This window comes from Enterococcus sp. DIV1315a (genome assembly GCF_051712325.1).
Classification (GTDB): domain Bacteria; phylum Bacillota; class Bacilli; order Lactobacillales; family Enterococcaceae; genus Enterococcus; species Enterococcus faecalis.
This window is the reverse complement of sequence record NZ_JBIOOS010000002.1, coordinates 1-19,980: the sequence shown is the minus strand read 5'-3', so window position 1 is coordinate 19,980 and position 19,980 is coordinate 1. Positions and strand designations below refer to the sequence as shown.

15 protein-coding genes are annotated in these 19,980 nt (G+C 35.2%); 1 reads left to right on the top strand and 14 read right to left on the bottom strand.

All coding sequences use genetic code 11. From position 1 onward, the window contains the following. Position 1: 1 nt before the first annotated feature. The 13 genes from IGJ03_RS12740 to IGJ03_RS12680 form a co-directional block, all read right to left on the bottom strand. Positions 2 to 2,068 carry a CD3337/EF1877 family mobilome membrane protein gene (locus IGJ03_RS12740; RefSeq protein ID WP_438711199.1) on the bottom strand — a complete coding sequence of 689 codons (2,067 nt, stop codon included), beginning with the start codon at positions 2,066 to 2,068 and terminating at the stop codon, positions 2 to 4. A 13-nt stretch (positions 2,069 to 2,081) separates the two neighbouring features. Next, entirely contained in the window at positions 2,082 to 4,625 is a 2,544-nt protein-coding gene (locus tag IGJ03_RS12735) for an ATP-binding protein (protein WP_438711197.1), read from the bottom strand. Positions 4,626 to 4,639: 14 nt separating this feature from the next. Then, the gene (locus tag IGJ03_RS12730) at positions 4,640 to 5,074 is read right to left on the bottom strand and encodes a TcpE family conjugal transfer membrane protein (RefSeq protein WP_438711195.1); all 435 of its coding nucleotides are present in this window, start codon (positions 5,072 to 5,074) and stop codon (positions 4,640 to 4,642) included. A 4-nt stretch (positions 5,075 to 5,078) separates the two neighbouring features. Then, the gene (locus IGJ03_RS12725; protein ID WP_438711193.1) at positions 5,079 to 5,378 is read right to left on the bottom strand and encodes a TcpD family membrane protein; all 300 of its coding nucleotides are present in this window, start codon (positions 5,376 to 5,378) and stop codon (positions 5,079 to 5,081) included. Between the two features lie 11 nt (positions 5,379 to 5,389). Further along, positions 5,390 to 6,166 carry a conjugal transfer protein gene (locus IGJ03_RS12720; protein WP_438711191.1) on the bottom strand — a complete coding sequence of 259 codons (777 nt, stop codon included), beginning with the start codon at positions 6,164 to 6,166 and terminating at the stop codon, positions 5,390 to 5,392. Between the two features lie 230 nt (positions 6,167 to 6,396). After that, positions 6,397 to 7,809 carry a hypothetical protein gene (locus IGJ03_RS12715; protein ID WP_438711190.1) on the bottom strand — a complete coding sequence of 471 codons (1,413 nt, stop codon included), beginning with the start codon at positions 7,807 to 7,809 and terminating at the stop codon, positions 6,397 to 6,399. A gap of 13 nt (positions 7,810 to 7,822) precedes the next feature. Next, entirely contained in the window at positions 7,823 to 8,791 is a 969-nt protein-coding gene (locus IGJ03_RS12710; RefSeq protein WP_033600490.1) for a hypothetical protein, read from the bottom strand. Between the two features lie 149 nt (positions 8,792 to 8,940). Next, the gene (locus tag IGJ03_RS12705) at positions 8,941 to 10,272 is read right to left on the bottom strand and encodes a glucosaminidase domain-containing protein (RefSeq protein ID WP_438711188.1); all 1,332 of its coding nucleotides are present in this window, start codon (positions 10,270 to 10,272) and stop codon (positions 8,941 to 8,943) included. A gap of 26 nt (positions 10,273 to 10,298) precedes the next feature. After that, positions 10,299 to 10,643 carry a hypothetical protein gene (locus tag IGJ03_RS12700; RefSeq protein ID WP_033600493.1) on the bottom strand — a complete coding sequence of 115 codons (345 nt, stop codon included), beginning with the start codon at positions 10,641 to 10,643 and terminating at the stop codon, positions 10,299 to 10,301. An 81-nt stretch (positions 10,644 to 10,724) separates the two neighbouring features. Then, positions 10,725 to 14,759, bottom strand: coding sequence for a VaFE repeat-containing surface-anchored protein (locus tag IGJ03_RS12695; protein WP_438711186.1), 4,035 nt, complete (start codon positions 14,757 to 14,759; stop codon positions 10,725 to 10,727). 152 nt (positions 14,760 to 14,911) lie between these two features. After that, a complete protein-coding gene (locus tag IGJ03_RS12690; RefSeq protein WP_438711184.1) occupies positions 14,912 to 15,988 on the bottom strand; it encodes a hypothetical protein in 1,077 nt (358 codons plus the stop codon). A gap of 89 nt (positions 15,989 to 16,077) precedes the next feature. Then, positions 16,078 to 16,326 (bottom strand): hypothetical protein, encoded by a 249-nt coding sequence (locus IGJ03_RS12685; RefSeq protein ID WP_010815338.1) that lies wholly within the window; start codon positions 16,324 to 16,326, stop codon positions 16,078 to 16,080. 410 nt (positions 16,327 to 16,736) lie between these two features. Beyond that, positions 16,737 to 17,003: a hypothetical protein gene (locus tag IGJ03_RS12680; RefSeq protein ID WP_033782448.1), complete on the bottom strand. Its 267-nt coding sequence runs from the start codon at positions 17,001 to 17,003 to the stop codon at positions 16,737 to 16,739. A 990-nt stretch (positions 17,004 to 17,993) separates the two neighbouring features. Between IGJ03_RS12680 and IGJ03_RS12675 the strand changes: the two genes are divergently transcribed. Then, a complete protein-coding gene (locus IGJ03_RS12675; RefSeq protein WP_438711182.1) occupies positions 17,994 to 18,941 on the top strand; it encodes a helix-turn-helix domain-containing protein in 948 nt (315 codons plus the stop codon). Positions 18,942 to 18,969: 28 nt separating this feature from the next. Here IGJ03_RS12675 and IGJ03_RS12670 read toward each other — a convergent pair. Continuing rightward, positions 18,970 to 19,980: replication initiator protein A (locus IGJ03_RS12670; RefSeq protein WP_438711180.1), on the bottom strand; the 1,011-nt coding region annotated here is incomplete at its 5' end.

The window sequence follows — 19,980 nt, the reverse complement described above, 5'->3', positions numbered from 1 at the left end:
ATTATGCGCTCCTTAAAACACGTAATTTCTGATGAAACTCTTTTGAGTAATCGTTTGTTTCGTGTTTAGTTTGCGTTGAATTGTTGTAAATCGTGGCTTCTTGCTTATTCTCTTGGTGATTGTAAGTGTTTGTTGTAGGTGCATTTTGAAGAACTTGTATTCTTTGATCAATTAGTTGTGCTACTGCTTTACTGTCATTTGCTTGTCCTGGAACATAAGCAGCCATTTGTCCCGCTGTTTCATGACTCGTTTCACTTGCTGTTCCACCTGCTTCACCGTCAATATCTGCATTAACTCCAACATCGGGTATATCAACATTTTCTGTTGTTTCACTACCTGTTTCAGAACCTGTTTCATCCACGTTAATTTCTGCGTCGTCAATGTCAATGTCAATAGGATCTTCAGTTTCATTGAAACTATCCTCCGTTTCTGGAAGTGTTTCAATTTCATCACTGTTGATTTCTGTAAATTCTCCTTCAAGTTCCTGTTCACCTTCAGTTTCAGTTTCAAGATCACTTGAAACAACATTTACGTCCATAACATCATCGTTTTCTTGTTCTCTTTCCTGTTCTTGGTTTGAAATTGCCCCAGCTTCAGAAGCAACACCATACATTCCTTCAGTTGCTACGTTCAAAGCAACGTCAAGACCAATGTCTTCTAATTTATCAGCAATATCTAAGTTTGGTGTCAGTTCTCCAGTTGCAAATTCGTCCATGCTTTGATTAAACTGTTTCATGTCAAAGTTCATGTTATTTGTAGCTTTATGTTGTGTGATTGAGTTAACCACTGTTTCAATGATCTTATCCCTGTATTTCCATGAGAGATAATAGATAGCCCCTTTTACAAGGGTGTTTACAATCGCTGTCACAGAACTACTAGGTGGTATTAATAAATCAATGGTCAGATTAACAAGTGAAAATATTAATACGAGTAATCCTAAAAATCCTTTTCCAAGGAAGATTTTTGCGATGTTCAAAATTGAATTTACCAAGCCATTGCTGTATTTAGGGAATAAGCTGATTAAAGCAACGATTGGTAAAATGTAACTGTACACAATCGCCATTAGCTGTAGAATCATGTTTAATCCTGCAATGGCTGTTATTGGAAGTCCATACAAAAACACACCTACTAAGGAAATGATAGAGATAATCACTTTGTATGCTGCTGCGTCTCCTGTTAAGTAATGATTTTTGTCTGCTAGTTCGTCTAATACACTCATTTTTTCTTTATCTTCTAGTGCATTAAATTCCTTACTTAGCAAGTACTCTCCGTCATTTCCTTTTGGTATATCTTTATTTTTTATATCCTTGTAGTAATCATTTATTTTGTTCTTGTCTACTGTTCCGTAGTTTAGTAATAGAAATGGCTGATAAACAACTTGCTTAAACAATTCATTTCGAATAATGTTTGTTGCTTGTTCATTACTACTTGCTGTGTCTAAGCTTCCGTCGTTTCCTTTGTTTGCACCTAAAGAACTTGTTGCGTCAGTTTGACCTGCGATAGAAATTACTTCCGCTTGCAATGCAAATGAGTAATCATTCATTGTCGATAAATACTCACTGCTTCTTGGAAACCATATTCCTGAAATTAACAAAACGATAAAAATTTTCCCAAACTGTATAAACGCTGTTTTTGCACCTTCGATAAAAAACGTTTTTGCAATGTACAAAATGGAAAATGTTAAAATAATCCCAACGTAGTTTGCTTTGAAACTGTCCCACATGTTTCCTGTTAAGCTACTAATAATAGTGTTTAAACGGTCTAAAATGTTCATGGTGTAAAGTTCTTTTACAGTGTAATCAAACAACTGCCACAAAAATTTTGTCGCTTCAAATAACAATTCTGAAAATCCATTCAAAGCATTAACAAACATGTCACTCGTAAACAAAGCAAAAAAACCTTTATTACTACTTGAAAAGACACGGTATCGTTCTATCGGAAAACGTGAGCTTAATAATTCATTGACTGCTTGAATTTTAATTTCATCCGCATTTGCTATAGAAGCGCCTAGGAAAAACAGACACATGAAAGAAACCAACAGAGTATTGATTATGAATTTCTTTTTCACGATCATTCCTCCTCTAAGACGCATATTTTTCTTCGACGTTCCCACTTGCTGTACGATCTACTGTTTGATTTGCAATGGTCCATTCTTCAAACCAACTGTAAACGGTCAGCTTTCCAGTACGTTGATACATATCCCGCATAATACATTGCCCTTGCTTTAAGTTTTTTAGTAGGTCAATATTTTTAGGATTAACTTCTAATCCTACCTCACGCAAAATATCTTCACGTTCTGAATCTTCGTCAAAGGCAAAAAGCATACCAACTTGTCCTTTTGTATCTTCTGTGTGAATATCAGCAACCGACTGTGTACCAAATACACAAGCGTTACATTGTGACCGGCCCACTTTTTTAATTTTATTGATAATTTCTTTCCCGATAGCGCTACGCGTTAATGTCCACGCTTCGTCAAAGAATTCATACGTGTAGGCTTTTTCGTCAATTTTCCCGAACAACTCAATGTATTTCCCTACACAAAGCATAATAGCCAAGCTTTTTCTTTCATGCTTTTCGTAGTACTGAGGGCTTTTGTCTGGTTTAGGCAAACTCAGTCCTTCTACAGATAGAATCACGGAACGTTTATCGAACTTAATTCCTTCACCTGTTCCATCACTGAAAGCAAGTTCTAACAGAGAATTTTTGACTTCCTGTTGCAGTATTTTTGCAAACCGCCGTACTTCTAATTCCTCATGTTCCAGAAGTCTATCAATTAAATGTTGCATGCCGACTTTTTTTCCTTGTTGTCGTTCTTCTACCAGCTGATTTAACATGTCCAACGCCTCTAATCGAATCAAGTCGTTTTTATCTAAATCATATATCTGGTAAAGAATACCTTCAGCTACTTCTCTTGCTTCGTTTTCAGGTAAGAAAACCAAAGGATCTAAAACGCCATAGTTAGATTTATCTTTGATACTTAGCGTAATAAACCGAAAGTTATTCCACATCTTCGCAAAATATGGGTACTTTTTGATGAAACTTTTATCTTGAAGAAGAATATCTCTCATTTGTACTAATTTAACTTTTGGGTCAAAGTATAAAGATTGAATGTTGAAAAGATTACTAATGTAAAACATTAGTAACATTAAATATGATTTTCCACTTCCGGTAATTCCAGTGACATGTATGTGTGGCGCAGCTGTAGCCGAACCTTGAATGTTTTGGTTGGCCGCTGCTAAGTTTAATCTCACCAGTTTCCGTGACTGTTTCACTGCTTTTTCACGGTTAATTGCTTTATTCCCTTCTGTTTGTACACCAATTGGGTATCCAGTTCGGTTGCCAATTTCATTCGTTATCCCAAATAAAAATTCGGATAACGCATAAGAATTGGTTGTCTGTTTCCAGTATTTTGTCCCTTTTCCTTCGCCTTGTAACAAGGTGTAGAACAGTTGGATCTGATCGCTTACGACAATTTCAACGCGAACATCAAGTTTTCTGAAGTATTTTCTTAAAGCTCTCGCACGTTCCAAGCATTGTTTAGCTGTATCTCCGTAAACAACAAAACAGCCTAACCACTCAAATATCGTGATTTCTTCTTCTAAATCTTCCAAAATCATTTCTGATTTTTTCATGTTTTTTGCTAAATTTAAGCTAGCAGAATCTCCAACGGCCATCGTTTCTTTTGCGTCAACTTTAAAGTTTTTTCGCTTGTTCGTTACTGTACTACGCACTCCTAAAAATCCGTCTGCTGGTCGAGAACGCCCTTTGACATGAAATTCTGTAGGAAAAGGAAAACTCTGTGCGCGGTAGAATAAACGACTATGCAACGCATAATCTGGCAATTTGGAAATTGGTAAAAAACTAGCGTACTGTTTCCCATATTCCGTTTCAATACCAAGAACACCTCTTCGTTCATTGGGAGTAAGGATTGCTTCAGTTAACTCACTTAATGTTTGGACACGTTCCTCCTCATCTCTTTCGTGTTTCGTGTTTCGTAAAATATTGAACTTTAATAAATAGGCCATTTCTTCTTCTGACATACGTTCGGCTTTAATGGAACTTAGTTCCTGGTATAATTCTTCTTCTTTTCCTTCAAACCTTTTGAGTTCTGCTTCTTTATCTTTTGAGCTTCCACCTAAAACAGAATAGATTGTTTCTTTTACTTCTTCTGCGCCCCCTTTAATACTCTCAAACCGCGAAGTAACTTGATTGTATTCACGTATTTTTACACCAATAATAAACTTCGGACGTGTCAATTTCCCATAAATACTTGTAATCCTACGCATCATTTCTTCTACGTAATACGCAGAAATATCCGGGGTTTCTTTATTAAAATCTGGGGCTAATTCTTCAAACTGTTCTTCTAGTCCTAAGTCCATAGGATAAAGTGAAATATCTATGCCTTTGTACTTCTTACCAATTTCATCAATCGTATGTGTGAATTCGTCTTTTACAGTGTCTACTTTTTCGGTATCTTGTAAATTTAGATCCGTAGAAAATACTTTGTAATAAGCCCATACATCACTACTAGGTGTGAGTATTAAGTTGGTCCTGTAAGTAAGGACTGGGTATTCAAATTTCTTTGGTTTTTCAACTTCTTTTTTAAACACATTTAATGGATTCATGAACACACTCCTTTCTAGTCATACTCTCTAGGTACTAATATCGCTTGATTTTTAGGTTTCGTTCTGTAGCTCCCCTTGTACATTTCTTTTTTAGGTACTACCACAAAGAAAAAGAAGGGAAGCGTATCAAACAAGTATCGTTCAATATGCTTCCCTTCAGTTGGTACACTTAGTATTCCTCTCGTTACAAAATAAGGAATAACAAATGATAGGGCGTAATCTGCTAATTTTATGATTCGCCCTACCACTTGTATTAGTGAGCCAAATAAATACTGTACAAGGAAAAAGCTAATAACATAAATAACAATAAGCCGAATGTTCAATACCCACGGAAAGACAATCTTTTTTTTTCCTCGTTTCAAGGCTGGAAGGCTAAGCCTAACAGCTGCTGGGCTTGTCATTAGACTTGTGTAAGTAACTGTTTTTCGCTGATCCCTTGTTAATGCCATAAATTTATCCTCCTGAACCTGATGCTGAACCACCTGAGTTCATTAATTTGTCAATAAGGCCTTGTACCCATTCAATGACTGTTTCATCAGGTTTTTTCAAGACAGCAATCAATAATCCAATAACAATGATCATCCCGATTAAACTGCCCCATTCGCGTTTAAACGCAAAGTATACGGCTAAACCAATCATGGCAATGATTAAAATTGCTTGCCCTTGTTCTTGCGCCCATGTTTGCAAGTTTGCAAAATCTGGTAAAGCTGCTCCCATTACGAGACTGGTTTTTAATGCTAATGCCTGTAACATGTCTTCACTTCCTATTCATAAGTTATTTTTTCAATGAAGTATTTTCCGTCTTCTGTCGTCGTTAGATACAACTGAACACGTTCGTTATACGTAATCTGTGTGTCTTTTTGTTGCAAAATTAAGTTCATTTCCACAACTGGTGATTCTTTTTCACCTAAAATCTTTAATTCTTTTGCTTCTACTGACCATCCTTCAGGTAACCCCTGCACGTCTGCCATTAAATATCTTAAATTATCCGTGTTATTTGCTTGGTATTCTTTTAAGAACTGTGTGACAAAATTTTTCACGTTTTCTTGTACACTACGATCATCAATCGATTGACTAGGTAAAGCTTTCTTGTTGTCTGAAGAAGAACTGTACCAATTTTCTGGTGTATACGCCAATTGGTAAGGCAATGAAAATACGTGATATTTGCCTTTTTCTTTCTTAAACCTCACTTTAACTAATGATTGTGACGTTTTACCCTTATCTGAACGTGTAGTTAAACCATAAGTTGCTAGATACGTGTCACCCATTTCTTGATACCCATAATTTTCAAGCAACACAACATGTTGGCTTTCCACTGGTAAAAAACTTACCCGAAAGTTTAGTTCCTTACTATAACCTTGTAATTGATCTAAGCGTTTTTGGTTCTCTATCCGGTCTTTCGAAATGGTAAAATATTCTCTCAAAAAACCACTTAAAAATGCTTCTGTTTCAGGTACGTGTATCTCTTGTTTTTTGTTCAATTTTTTTAGCTCTTTTTCTAAATGTGTGATACGTTCCTGGTACATTTTCCCTTGTTTCACTGCAAAACTCGCGTTTCTTATTGCCAGTAATCCGCTTAGAATAAACGCAAACAAGGTAAGCCAAATAAATATACGGATAGGATTTTTTTGGAAGCTTTTTGACCGTTTACTTTTTTTTAGCTTTTTTGAATTTTTCGATTTTTTGGGAGAATCCTGCAAGGCGCTCGGATTGAAATAGGGTTGTTTTTCATTCATTAAAAAAAGCGCAGTCGGCGCTTCTCACTCCTTTCTTATTCAGTTTCTTCTGTTTGAATCAATTCCAGCTGATTAAAAGCCGTTTCTAATTGTGTATATAAGGAATCTACTTGTTCCTGACTTAATTCATCATTTAATTGTGATTGAACTTCGTTACTCACTCGATCCAAGCTAGCTAAACTTTCTTCTGTGTACTTGGCACGATCAATTCCGTTAATTGTCGCTAATAATTCCTGTACTTTAGAAATATCTGCTTTTTTCTGTAATTGATCCATTGCTTGCTGCAATTCTTCAAGTAATCGTTCGTTGTTTTCTTTCGTAATATCGTTTGCGGCAATGTACGCTTGCACTTCAGAGACTTTTTCATTAAATACTGTTACCGTTGCTTCCGTGTAAAGCGTCGTATCAATGGCTAATGCTTGATCTAATAATCTTTGTAAATACACTAGACTTAGATTTGGTTCTTCTTTTTCTTTTAAATCATTGACAGCTGTTTGTAGTAGTTGTTGTGCCTCGTCTACTTGTTGTTGACTAACTTCTGAATTTTCAAGAATTTGTTTGGCATTAGACTGGGCAGTCTTTAATACTTCGACACTTTCTTCCGTGAAAATATCGGTTTTAATTAATAAACTAAGAGAATAAGTCGCCTGTAAACCTTTTTTATTCCCTTTTAATACTAAGTTATCAATTGCTGCTTGAAGGCGTGACACTTGATTATTTACGGCTTCTTGTGTACTTGCATGCTCTTCTAACATACGCTTAGAAACAAGCAATTCAAGCTTGAATTGCTCGATACCAGAAGATAGATACAAAGATAGATCAAATCCTGAAGCTTGTTCCGTGAGTGTTGATAAAACAGAATAATCGGTCTCAACAACAGGCGGTGGTGTCGGTTCTGGGTCCGGTGTTGGATCTGGTTTTGGCGTAGGGTTCGGTTCTGGATCCGGTGCAGGACTTGGATTTGGCGTTGGTTTCGGGTCCGGTTTCACTGTTCCTTCTTTTTCCTTGTTGTTTTGCTCTGGCAGCTCTGGTAACTGTGGTCTGGTTGGATTAATTAAAGGTAATACTTTGTCTTCTGTCACTGTTTTTTCGGATTTTGCTTCTTGTTGTTCTTTTTTCACCTGATTTTCTAGCATTTGAAACGCTTGTTGCTTCTCTTGGGCTAAATCGTTAATAGTTTCAGATTTGAAAGCAGATAAATTACTATCTTCCGATTGCTTTTTGACTGTCTTTTTAATACTTCCTGCTTCTTTTTTTTCTGATTTTTTAGGAAATAAAGAATCCTTTGCTTGCTGTTTCGGAATCTGTTTTTCACTTTTTTCTTCTACAGCTGGCTTCTCTTGCTCACTGTTATTATTATAGGCACTGTATCCTATCCCTCCGGCAAGAATAACAGCACAAATGGAAATACTGGCAATAACTTCTTTTTTAATGCTAAGTTTTTTCATTTTGAATGCTCCTTTATAGTTGATTTAGTTTTTCTTTTGCTTCGTACAGTTCATTAATCGCTTGTTCGATTTTTTTCTTGTTTTCAGTTGGTTTCTTCTGTAATTCTTTAATTTGCTTTTCTTTTTCTTGTATCACCAGTTGGAACTGTTCATATTCTAAAATGTATTTTTCAAGCTCGGGGCTAGTTGTCTGTCCAGCGATTTCTTTTGCTTCTTTTAGGTTTTGTTCTTTCAAAAACGAATAACCTACCAAAGGCAAACGATCATTGTCTTTTTTAAACGTCTCTAGGTTCTTTTTGTAAATACCAATTGCTTTCACATAGTCATATGACAACATGGCTAAATCAAAATCTCCTTGAACACTGGGAAAATTCTTGTTGAATTCTTTTAACGGCTCTAAGTTTGGCTCGTCTTCAGATTGAATTTTTTTGAACAAATATTCTTCGATTTCTTGCTTTCGCTCTGGGTATTCTTTTCCGGCTTGCACAAATTGTTGTTTTTCAATCAACTGTTCATATGTGTTTTCAGGCGTTTTTGAACTAGAACTAAACGGTTTAAAAACTACACTACCTAAAACCAGCACTAACAAAATAGCAATAACCCATCCGTACTTTTTTATATTTAGGCTGGGTTTTGACTTATCAAATTTTCCCTCAGTTCTTTTTGTTGTCTCGCTCTTCTCGAATTCTCTTTCTAAGACTTGTAAAAACTGAATAGCTTCTTCATTGTTAATTGATTCAAGCTCTTCTCTTACAATCTCTAACAGTGAAAAATCGTTTTTGGGTAACAAAAAAGAAGATTGATAAACGCAGTGTCCTTTTTCAGTGAAAAGTTGAAACACTGCCGTTACCTCTTCTTCGACTAAATCTCTTTCAACTAAATCCCGGTTTAATTGCCTTATAAAATCGTCTACCACGTTCAGCGGTACTCGTTTGTTTATGGGTAGTAAATAATTGGATTCTTCTGTAAAAACAACATACACATGTTTCCCCTCCCTCCATTCACAGTCTCTTTCTAAGAGTTTCTAATTTAAAGATAATTTCAACTCCTATTGAGCCTAAAAGAAAAAAAGGAAGTATCATAGGTGCTAAAATGTAAAACATTACTGTCTTCATGGATCATTTCCTTCCCTTATTTAGGTTGTACATAGGACAACATGCTTGTATTTTCAGCTGAAATGGTTCGTGTAGAAACCACGTTTAAACCTTTTACGTTCATTTCAGAAATTAAGATACTACCGTCCTTGTTCACTTTCTCCACAAATGCGACGTGACCATAAGTGCTGTCTGCGCCTAATACACCTGCAGGAAATGAAACAGCTGTGCCGGCTTTTGGTGTTCTTGTGACTTCATAGCCACGCGCACGTCCTGTTTCTGCCCAATCTTGGCCATTGCCCATTGTTAGATCGATATGTTTTCCTAATTGAGTGATTCGGTTGTATACATATTGCGTACAATTCCCCCAGGCATAGCTATTTCCTGAATCGTAATTTACACCGTTGTAACCAGGAAAATCTGATTCACTCGGCGTAATTGTTTTCTCTTGGTCAAATTCAGTCAAATGGTACGTTTCAATCAAACCGTTTAATTTTTGATTGTATTGAGTATCGGTCGCATACGTTCCTGTTAACGCCTGTGTGGCGTTTTCGTATGTTTTCGCTACACTTTTATGAGTTCCTGTGTAAATCGCTGTGTTCCAGCTCACACCGTCTTTTAAGAGCTTTGCGTAATCCTCGAATGATTCTTTATAACTCGGATATTTTCTAAAGTTTGATTGAATAGAATATAGCTGACCTGTTCCGTCGTCTTCAGCTGTCAGAAACGAAACAGATTGGCCGTTAAAATCGCCCTTAATTCCAAACAAATTGTAATTTGGTTCACGGCTTAATTCACTGCTACCACTACCACTTTCTAAAATGGCTTGCGCAATCATGACACTTGCGAACAAATCGTTGTCTTTTGCGACGTCTCTTGCGGTTTCACCGATCTGTAAAACAAACTCTTCTGTACTTTTCACTTTTTCAAAATGAATAGTTTCTGTGCTGTAAGGGATTGTTACAGCTGGTTCTTGTGCGACTGTTTCATTGGGTGTTTCACTTGAAACGATTTCTTGTTCCATTGAAACACTAGGCGTGGTTTCTGGAACAATTATCGGTGGTTGTGTTTCATCGGTTGCAACAGATTGTTCTTTGGAACTGTCTGGAACAGTTTCAGTTGTACTTGTTGATTGTTCTGAACTTTCAGTTGTTTCAACAGTCTTTTCAGTGCTATCAGAGGTTTCCGACGTTTCAGTTTGCTGTGTCTCACTTGTTGCTTCCATCGTTTCACTTGGTTTCGTTTCGTCTACTACTTGACTAGTTTCAATTGTTTCCGTTTCATTGCTCGTTTCTTCTGCAAAAGCAGTGATTGGAACTGCAGTAGAAAGTAAAAGTATTGTCGAATACACTGTAATTAATTTCTTCACTTATTGCCCTCCTTACTTGTAAATAGTTACGTTAGTTTAAACGTGTTGTGCCAGTTTTCAATTTCGGCTCTTGATATTCTACAAATTGGTGAAACCTTAAATCGTAGCAATCTACTTGCTTTTCCTACGAATTCATAACTACCCGCAACGACAGGTATCTTCACCTGTCTTTGTCCGTAGATAATCGAGATTTCTTGATATTCATTTACTAACGAATTTTCTAATAGGCCGTTCAAATGTAATTCAATAATTTTGTTAGGCTTTATTGCTAAATAGCTTAAATTTCCAGCGCCGTTATAGTGAAACCTTAAATCCGACTTTTTGACTGCTAACGTTTTTGCCTTTGATTGCGACTGTTTTTCTACTTGCATACTACACAATCACCTCCTTACATTTTAGATACAAAAAACAGACACAAAAAAAGACACAAAAGAGAGCTTTCCTGTCTGTGATTAGTTATTCTGTTTTCTTTTAGTTGTTACAAGATATGCTGCACCTGCTAATAAAATGAATCCTAGAATAGTAAATAGAATTCCTTTTTGTTCGCCCGTTTTTGGCAAGAATTTAGTTGGTGGTACAATACGAACTGTTTGAGCTAAATCATTAATATCTGCGTGTGTTGTTAATTTTAAATTGTCACGATATAGGTCTTCAAAAACAACCACGTGAACTTCTGAAGTAATTCCTTTAGAATCAAACGTAAATGGAACAATTACTTCGCCATTTGCGGTTTTTGGTACAAACGTTTTAACTGCTTGCACTTCTTTACCATTAACGACAAATGGTTTATTCGTCGTTTTATCCATCAATTTACCTTTAACTGTGTAAGTTTTACCTGGTGTTAAATTCGTGTATTTCACTTTATCATTAATAGTCATTTGTCCGCCAGAAACACCTAGCTTGCCATTGTTGATTGTAGCCGTGGTTTTTAATGTCGGTTTGTTAAATTCGATGGTTTGGTCTTTGTCGTGAATGTCGGCATGAACTGCGACTTCAGTTTCATTTCGTGTCAAGGTTTCAAAAACAACAGTTTCTTTTCCTTGTAAGTCTTTCGCGTTTAATTCAAATGAAAGATCCACTGTTCCAGTTACTAATGGTGATTTTTGTTTTTCTGCAGTTTTCACTTTTGCTTCAGTGGTGACAATTTCTGCTTTTCCATTACGTGCGATAAATTTCAATGAGTTACGGACTTCTTTTCCGTTGACTAACAATGGTTTGTTTGTCGCCTTATCCATTAAAACACCTGCTAATTCATAAGTTTTACCTTCGATTAAATCAGTGTAAGAAACAGTATCAGTGATTGTCACTTTTTCTAAAGCATCCGCTTTGTGATCACCTGAATCTTTGTTAATCGCTGTTGTTTTTAGTTTTGGTTCAGTGAATGTAACAGTTTGTCCTTCATCGTCAATGTCGTGATGGACAGCAATTTCAGTGTTTTCACGTGTTAATGTTTCAAAAATAACAACTGACTTTCCTTTTAACTGTTCAGCATTCATTGTGAATGTCACTTCAACCGTTCCTGAAACGCGGTTAATTTGTACGGCAGCAGCTCTCAGTGCTGGTTTATCCATGTCACTTGGTTGTTCAGAATCTGTTGCGTCGTTTTGGTCTTCAATGATTTCTGCTTTTCCATCACGAGCAATGAAATTCACTTCATTTCGCACTTCTTTTCCGTCGATTAATAGTGGAGTGTTTGTTTTCTTATCCATTACCACACCAGAAATGTTGTACACTTTTCCGTCTAATAAATCTGAATAAGAAACAGTATCAGTGATTGTTACTTCCTTTAACGCTTCAGCAGAATGGCTATTAGAATCATTGTCCAACGCCGTTGTTTTTAGTTTTGGCTCTGTAAATTCAACGGTTTGTCCTTCGTCTTCAATATCTGCATGAATCGCTATTTCTGTGTCATTTTTGTACAGATTTTCAAATACAACGACTGTTTTTCCTTGTAAATCTTTCGCATTTACTTTAAATTCAATCGTTTCGCTACCTTCAGACGTTGTTGGTGTAAACCGTTTGCTAGCGGTCACTTCTTCCCCATCGATTAACAATGGTTTGTTTGTTGCTTTATCCATCAACTTCCCTTTTAATTCATAGGTATTTCCTGGAATTAAATTTTTGAAAGATACCACGTCAACAATAGTAACTTCTGCTAAAGGATCAGAAACTTTTGAACCGTCTTCCTTAAAATGCGCTTCTGTTTGAATTTGAGGATTATTTACTTTCACAGTTTGGCCTTTGTCATTGATATCTGTATGTTTAACAACGTCATACCATTCTTTTGAATCGCTGCGTTGTCGACTTAGATATTCAAAAACAACTAGTTCTTTTCCTTTCAATTCGCGTGCGTCAAATTCAAAAGTAACATCAATTGTTCCTTTAGCCTTTGTGGGTTTGAATGTTGCTTCACTGATTACTTCTTCCCCATCGATTAACAGCGGTTTATTTGTTGCTTTATCCATCAATTTACCATTCAATTTGTATAATTTGTTTGGTTGTAAGCCTTCATAAGCCACTGTATCTTTTAATACGACTTTTTCTTCGGGATCAAATTCTTTTCCATTGTTTTCTTCATTGACTGCAGTTGTTGTAATTTTAGGATTGTCAAAGGTGACCGTTTGCGGCACGTCGTTAATATCCGCATGGACAACAATTTCTTTGTTATTTTGATATAGTGTTTCAAATACTACTACTGTTTTACCAGCAAGAGCTGACGCGTCAAACGTGAATCTTACTTCAACAAAGCCATTTTTAGTTGTTGGTTTGAATTTCTTCTCTGAAGTCACTTCTTTTCCATTTACTAGTAATGGTTTGTTTGTTGCTTTATCCATTAATTTTCCTTTAACAACGTATTCGCGGCCGTCAGTATAAAGATTTGTGTAATCCACTTTATCTTTAATTGTGACATTCTTTTCTGGGGAAAGCACTTTGTCACTATCTTCTTTGTCTGTCGCTGTTGTTTTCAAGGTCATTTTAGGATTTGTGAAGTTCACTGTAGTAGTTTGTGCCGCTTTAATCGTTACTTTCTTAACACTTGTATCTAATAGGTATCCGATTGGGGCTTCAATTTCTCGAATTTCTAATTGAGTATCTGCTGCATATTCTACAGACTCAAATTCCCCATTTTTGTTTGTAGTAGCTGCTTTTTTAGAGCCGTCCGCTAGATTTTTCAATTCAAATTTAGCCCCAGCCACTGGATTTCCGTTATCATCCACTTTCTTAATTTTGGCTTTACCATTTTTAATAACGTTAATCTTAACAAAACCTACAGTAGGGTCTCCTACTCCTCCGGTAGAAACTGCTTGTGATCCAGGTTTAACCCAAAATAACTGACTATCTGTGTAAAATGTATTTCTAAATAAATCTAAATCACCATTTTTTGAGTTTGCATTGGGTGTAATTTCTAATACATTTCCTTTTTTCTCAACTTTTGCATTAAGATTGTTCTTAATTGAAAAATTGTTTAATACACCATTTGTATCTGTAATTTTTAGTGTTTCACCAACTTTAACATTGTAAGTTTTTTTATGAAAACTAGGCTTAATCCTGAAGTTAGCGATATTATTTTCAATTTGTTGTTTATAGTTAGCATAACCAGGTAGTGAAGTTGAAACTGACCACCCTAATTTTTCCCAAATGTACATATTTGTAGCATAAATGTATTCACCACTATCGCCTTTTTTAGCCCCAAAATTCATTACTGTGTTGATTGCTTCACGTTGAATTGGTGTCATGCCATTAAAAGTTGTTTGTTGCGTAAATCCTGCACCTGGTACAAACACAACTCCTGGTTCTACACAGTAAGCTAGTTTTCCATCAATGTATAAAGGTTGGTAAAACTCACCCCACGCTGACCAAGCACCTTTACTGACGTCATATCTGGCATATACCGGATTACCTTCAGTACCTACAGAACGAGCAAAACGAGTACGTCGTTCAAAAGGAATTTCAATACTTTCTCCCTTGTCATTTTTTACTGACATGCCAAAAGAAGAATCTTTCTTTGCATAGTCACCATACAAATATTTAGCTAATGAGATAATCTCGTTATCTGTCAAGCCTTGCACATCCGTAGGATTATCACGATTGGCTAATTCTTCTCCTGTTCTTTCTACTTTTTCTTGTATTTCTTCCGTTACTTCAGTTGTAGAAACTGTTTCAGTATTAGTAACCTCACTTGAATTAGTTGTAGAATCAATAGGACTGTCATTACTATTCATGCTTTCCCCTATCGTTTTATCTAACTCTTTCTGAGTGTTTTGTGTGCTTTCTACCGTTGTTGATTCATTAACTTTACTAGAAGATTCTGTCGATTCTTCAGGTATCTTTTTCTCTTCTACCTCACTAGAAGAATTCACTTGTTCAATATTATCCAAGCTTTCGGCCATAGCGATTGTTGAAGGTACAACATTCGCTCCTGCAATGGTCAGCATAGCTAACAGAACAAGGAACTTATTTTTTACTTTACTTAGTCTGTCTTTCATTATTTTTTCCACCTCAAAATTTAGATTTTTATATTTATACTTCTTCTGAAGGCGGATCTCTCGGAAAGAACATTTCTCATCACTCCTCAAAATCAAAAAAGGCAACGATTGAGTATTCTTCAATCGTTGCCTTCTTGTATTATATTAATTTTTTAAATAGCTAACTCATACGTCCAACCAGCACTACGTCCATCGGTGTATTTAACTTCCCAGGTTACTACTCTATAATCACCTTGACCTTGTTTTGATAATTCCAGTGCTTTTGCTTGTCCAACAGCTGTCGCTTCAGCTGCACTTCCAAATAATCCACCTGACCCAACTGGTGTCATAGGATCATATTCATTACTTGGTGGAGGAGTCACATTTCCGCCACCGGTGTTACCACCACCAGAGTTTCCACCACCATTGTCAACTGGTGGTGTTGGGTTTGGTTGTTCCGGTGTTACAGCGCCACCACCATTTCCTGCAGGTGGTGCTGGTGTATACCCTCCACCATTATCGACAGGTGCTTGCGGTTGTTCTACTGGCTGTTCTACTGCTGGTGCTTGTGGTTGTTCTGCTTGGCCAGTTGTATTGTTAGCTGGTGTTCCGTTTGCTGCTTCATTTTGAGCTTTGTTTTCTTGTGCCGGATTAGTTGCATTTTCTTTGTTATTTCCAGCTGCAGACTGTTGTTTTTGTTCTTCAGCCTTTTGCGCTTTTTCTTTTTCAGATTTCTCTTTTGATTCTTTGTCTTTTTGCTCTTTAATTACTTGCTTAAGCTTATCTAAGCGTTTTTGGTGTGCTTCTTTATCTTTCTTCAAGTATTCGTCTTTTTCTTCGTTAATGCTGTTTTGAGCTGCTTTAATGTCACTATCTTTTTTAGATTTTTCCGCAGTCGCCAACAATTGATCTGTTTTCTTAATCAAGTCTAAAAACGAATGAAGTTTTGTCATTTTCGCTTTTGGGTCTTTTTGGTCCTGTTCTTTTAATTTTTTGATAATGGTTTCAGCCATTTCAATGTCCTTAGCACTTCGCGTGTCATATGCTTTTTTCACTGAGTCGTCGACTTGTAACGACAATTTTTTGTAGTCCTCTTTTTCTTTCTTTTCTGCTAACTCGATTTTTTCTGCTTGTGCTTTCTTTTGGCTATTCACTGCATAAACAGAGCCACCACCAATTAAAAGTAGTGCTGCAACTGATACCCCAATAATTTGATTTTTCTTTAACTTAAACCCTTGTTTTTCACTCATTTTTTCTTCCTCCTAATATTTGTAATTTTAGCGTACCTAAATGTATCTATTATCGCAAGCAATAGCTTGTTCTTTTCGTCACATGTTTTTTATCCGATTAAACTGACACGCATATATAATTCAGGTGTTTCTTTCTCTTCCCTCTTGATGGGACAATAATCTTTGTATAAAGCTTTCGTTTCATGTACTGCTTTATACAACGTTATTTTTCGTTGTGTTGTCCAATGTTTCACATTTTGTGTTTGTTTAATGTAATCCTCAACCAATAATTTCTTTTTACCGTTCTCTTTCATGTAGTCAATTAGTTCAACAATCATTTGTTTCGTAATATATGCCATGATTTATTTCTCCTTTTTTTGTTACTAAATTTCATTCATTAGTGAATATCGCTTTCAGGTAAAGCGTACCTCGCTCAACTTCAGGAATGGAGCCTCCTTCTAGTTCATAACCTAAAGCCAAAACTTTTGACACGATAAGTAAAAAAGTATCAGTTTATTTCATCCGCAAAGGAAACTGGCTTGCCGGAACAAGCGATCAATCCCCACTACTGCTTACCTGGTGTGATTACTAGAATTAGAATAGCCTCTCTTGTCATAAGCTACTCCACTGTCTTTTTTAGTGCAGAGAGCAATCAGCGACAGTTACCAAGTTACTTTTTATTTCTGCATTTGTGTATTTATTTTTCAAGGAGCAGTAATTCCAAGACAAGAAAGTTTCACTAATCAATGAAAACTAGTAACAAAGATTTTTAAACATGTTGTTTGATTTTAACCGGCTTCTCTAAGAATCTAAGCGGCTCTAACTCGTTTTTGCGTGAAGCAACAATCATTCCGTCTCTTTCTAAATTCTTTGCTAAGAAATATAAGTCCTTAGCCGCTAAGGTTTTCATTGGATCATTCCTTGAAATAAAATCACCATTCCACGCATTTACATAAATCTCATTGTCAAACGTTTTAACAGTATGAGTTTTGTAAATAAAATCTTTTGAGCAAGTTTTTAAATATTTCTTTCGCAATTTTCATCACCTCCATTCAAATTTCTGACAAGTTAACAGATAAAAAAAGAGGATACTACGCGTGAACTGCGTAATATCCTCTTTGAAGCACTATATCACCTGAGCCTATTATAACTAATTATGAATCTCTTTTTGAAAAATTTATAAAATTAATCTTAGGAAATCCATATGAATCACTAAAAATCGAACGAAAGTCGTTTTCTTTTTAGCAAAAAATTGCTATAATACAACTTGTTGTGACATTAGTTGCAACAAAAAGAGCCATACAGTTCATGCCTGCTAAAGCATATGAATTGTTTAACTTCCAAAGGGTTACCAGCCCGGAGGAAGGGTTCTTTTTTTTTATCTGCTAACTTCTCACCTTAGATCAAGCGTAGAAGCCTGTAATGTACTTTCTAAGTATGTATGTTATGATTTTTTCTTTTTTACAAAAAAATCATAGCACACCCTTAAATTCATTACAAGGTTTTTTAATAATATTTTTTATAACTCATTTAATTTCAATTTTTATGTTGCATGGTTTAATGCCAGAAACCACGCTATTTCACTGAATTTCTCACGGCTCTACCATAGCATAAAATCAGATACGCTATTATTTGTTATTTATAAAGTATAACAAATATAATTTTGAATATTTTCACGATTAGTACTATCCGCCAATAATATTTACATAAGGTTTAATAAATGTAATGAACAAACCAAACATCTCTTTCCCTCCTTTTTTTATTTTAAGCTGTTGCTTGCTTTAATTATAGGCAATCAAGTACAATGAAATCAAGCACAAATAGCGCTAAATCAACCAAATAAAGAATTATTAACCGGTTGAAAAAGGCTTTTTATATTACTTGCGTAATATTCCGTTGTTTAATAACTAACCGACCTTGATATAAAAAGAATTTATCTTTAGAAAAAGGGGAAAATTATTGTTAAAAAAAAATAAGTGAAATTCAGTAATATTATTTACTTATATAAAACATAGGAGTGATTGTATTGGAAAAAAACACTGCACTAATTGCTGCAATAAAAGCCTTTAGACAAAATCGGAAAGTAACACAACAAGAATTAGGAGAAAGCCCAACAAGATACGCCAAAATTGAAGCAACAGGAAACATTCGATTCAATGAATGGTTGACTTACTTGGAAAAATTAGAAGTAACGCCCACTGAATTTTTAAAATTCATGGAGTTACAAGAAGGTCAAAACAACTTTATTTTGGAAGTTGAGCGTTTACTTAGTAATGCATTTGATGATCCAGAATTTATTTTCAATAAACGGAAAATAATTGAATACTACTCTATTCTTGACAACAAAGAAAATAAAAGTACAGCTGAATTTAGCTTGTACATAGATATCAAAATTTATTTTTGTGATATTTATGACGAAATTTCACCTCTCACTTACGAAGATTATAAGTACTTTTACAAATTGTTTACTAAAAAATTTGAAACACAAGAGTTTTACACCTATTATGATTACCGAGTATTTTCCAATATTGTATTTGAATTGCCAGTTTCAGAATTATCCAAAACGGAAAATATATTTCAACATGTATTTCCTTTAAAACATAGTTTAGCACGTGATAAAAAAACTCTATACGTTGCTTTTCTAGCATACCCTAACTTCATTTCAAGATTAATTTACGAAGAGAAATATGAAAAAGCTCACGCTTATTTGAAACAAGCTCGGAAACAAAATATTCCAAAAAATCAATATCTTATTAATTTACAATTAACTTATTTAGAACTACTTTTAGACTATATTAAAAAACAAACACCAAAAAAACTAGCTAAAATAGACGAATTAATCAATGCAATCAACATCTATGGGCACAAGGATTTAGCAGAACAAATGAATCGTGAAGTAAAAATGCTCACAGAAGGAAGTGAAGATAAAAAAACATCAGGAGACTATCCCAAAACTGTAGAACGTAATATTTAAAGTAAAACACCTTGCTACACAAGGTGTTTTATTGATTTTCCACCCAATTATGAGTCACTACTCCTGGGGTTTCGGAATTACTTTTTTTGCTCAACTGACTTTTTTTCTCTAATGCACATTCAACAAATAAGTTGTAAAAAGACATGTAAAATAGACCTTTTGGACTTTTCACAGTAGAATCTGTTTTGATTTTGTGCATTACACGACGCAAACATTTGTCAATTTCAGCTTGATAATTTTCTCCAATCAGAACAATGTTGTATTCTTTTTCGACTTTAGTTTTAGCACGTATAATCGTTCCTACTTGTTCATGAGCTTCTTGAATAGTATTAGCAAAAGCAGCAATAAATTTTAAGCTATCTTTGTTAAGAAATGTATGCTCTTGAACTTCTGAAAATTGATCAAGCAATAATTGTTGCTGCAATCGGTCTTTTTCCGTATCTAGTGTATCTAATGTATCTGTATTTAGATTATTAAATACTGTACTGATTTTCATACCCTCTGATTTATCAACGTTTTGGCAGGGTATGATTTTCATACCCTCTTGTTTACCAAGGGATTTAGCGTTTGTTTTCTCTTGGGGGGTGGGTATGATTTTCATACCCTCTGATTTATCAACGTTTTCCTGCATAGTGTCATCGAATGATTGCAATTGATAAATATCGTTTTCTGTTACTTCAAGTTCCGCTAGATAAAGTCTATTAGGATTGTTCTTACCTAGTGTTTTATTAAAACCCATTTGTTTTTGATAAAGTAATCCGTATTCTTCTAATTGTGATTTTATAGCTAAGACTTTCTGTTTACCGCAATCAAGCACTTCTCCTAATTCACTAATAGTAAATGTAAAATATACATTTCCATTTTCATCTACTTGATTTTTTTGAACAGCAAATTCCAGACGTGCTTTTAAAAGCATGTATGCAATTTTTGTAGAATCTGACATTTTTTTGTACTTATCGCTAGCAATAAGTACTTTTGGGAATTGATAGAATAATTCATTGTAAATACGGTTTACATTAAAAAATTTGAAGTTGTTCAT

Bases quoted from the DNA above. Each gene is read 5' to 3' on its own strand.
- IGJ03_RS12690 (WP_438711184.1), bottom strand. From the start codon at position 15,988: ATGAGTGAAAAACAAGGGTTTAAGTTAAAGAAAAATCAAATTATTGGG.
- IGJ03_RS12725 (WP_438711193.1), bottom strand. From the start codon at position 5,378: ATGTTACAGGCATTAGCATTAAAAACCAGTCTCGTAATGGGAGCAGCT.
- IGJ03_RS12715 (WP_438711190.1), bottom strand. From the start codon at position 7,809: ATGAAAAAACTTAGCATTAAAAAAGAAGTTATTGCCAGTATTTCCATT.
- IGJ03_RS12730 (WP_438711195.1), bottom strand. From the start codon at position 5,074: ATGGCATTAACAAGGGATCAGCGAAAAACAGTTACTTACACAAGTCTA.
- IGJ03_RS12695 (WP_438711186.1), bottom strand. From the start codon at position 14,759: ATGAAAGACAGACTAAGTAAAGTAAAAAATAAGTTCCTTGTTCTGTTA.
- IGJ03_RS12685 (WP_010815338.1), bottom strand. From the start codon at position 16,326: ATGGCATATATTACGAAACAAATGATTGTTGAACTAATTGACTACATG.
- IGJ03_RS12735 (WP_438711197.1), bottom strand. From the start codon at position 4,625: ATGAATCCATTAAATGTGTTTAAAAAAGAAGTTGAAAAACCAAAGAAA.
- IGJ03_RS12700 (WP_033600493.1), bottom strand. From the start codon at position 10,643: ATGCAAGTAGAAAAACAGTCGCAATCAAAGGCAAAAACGTTAGCAGTC.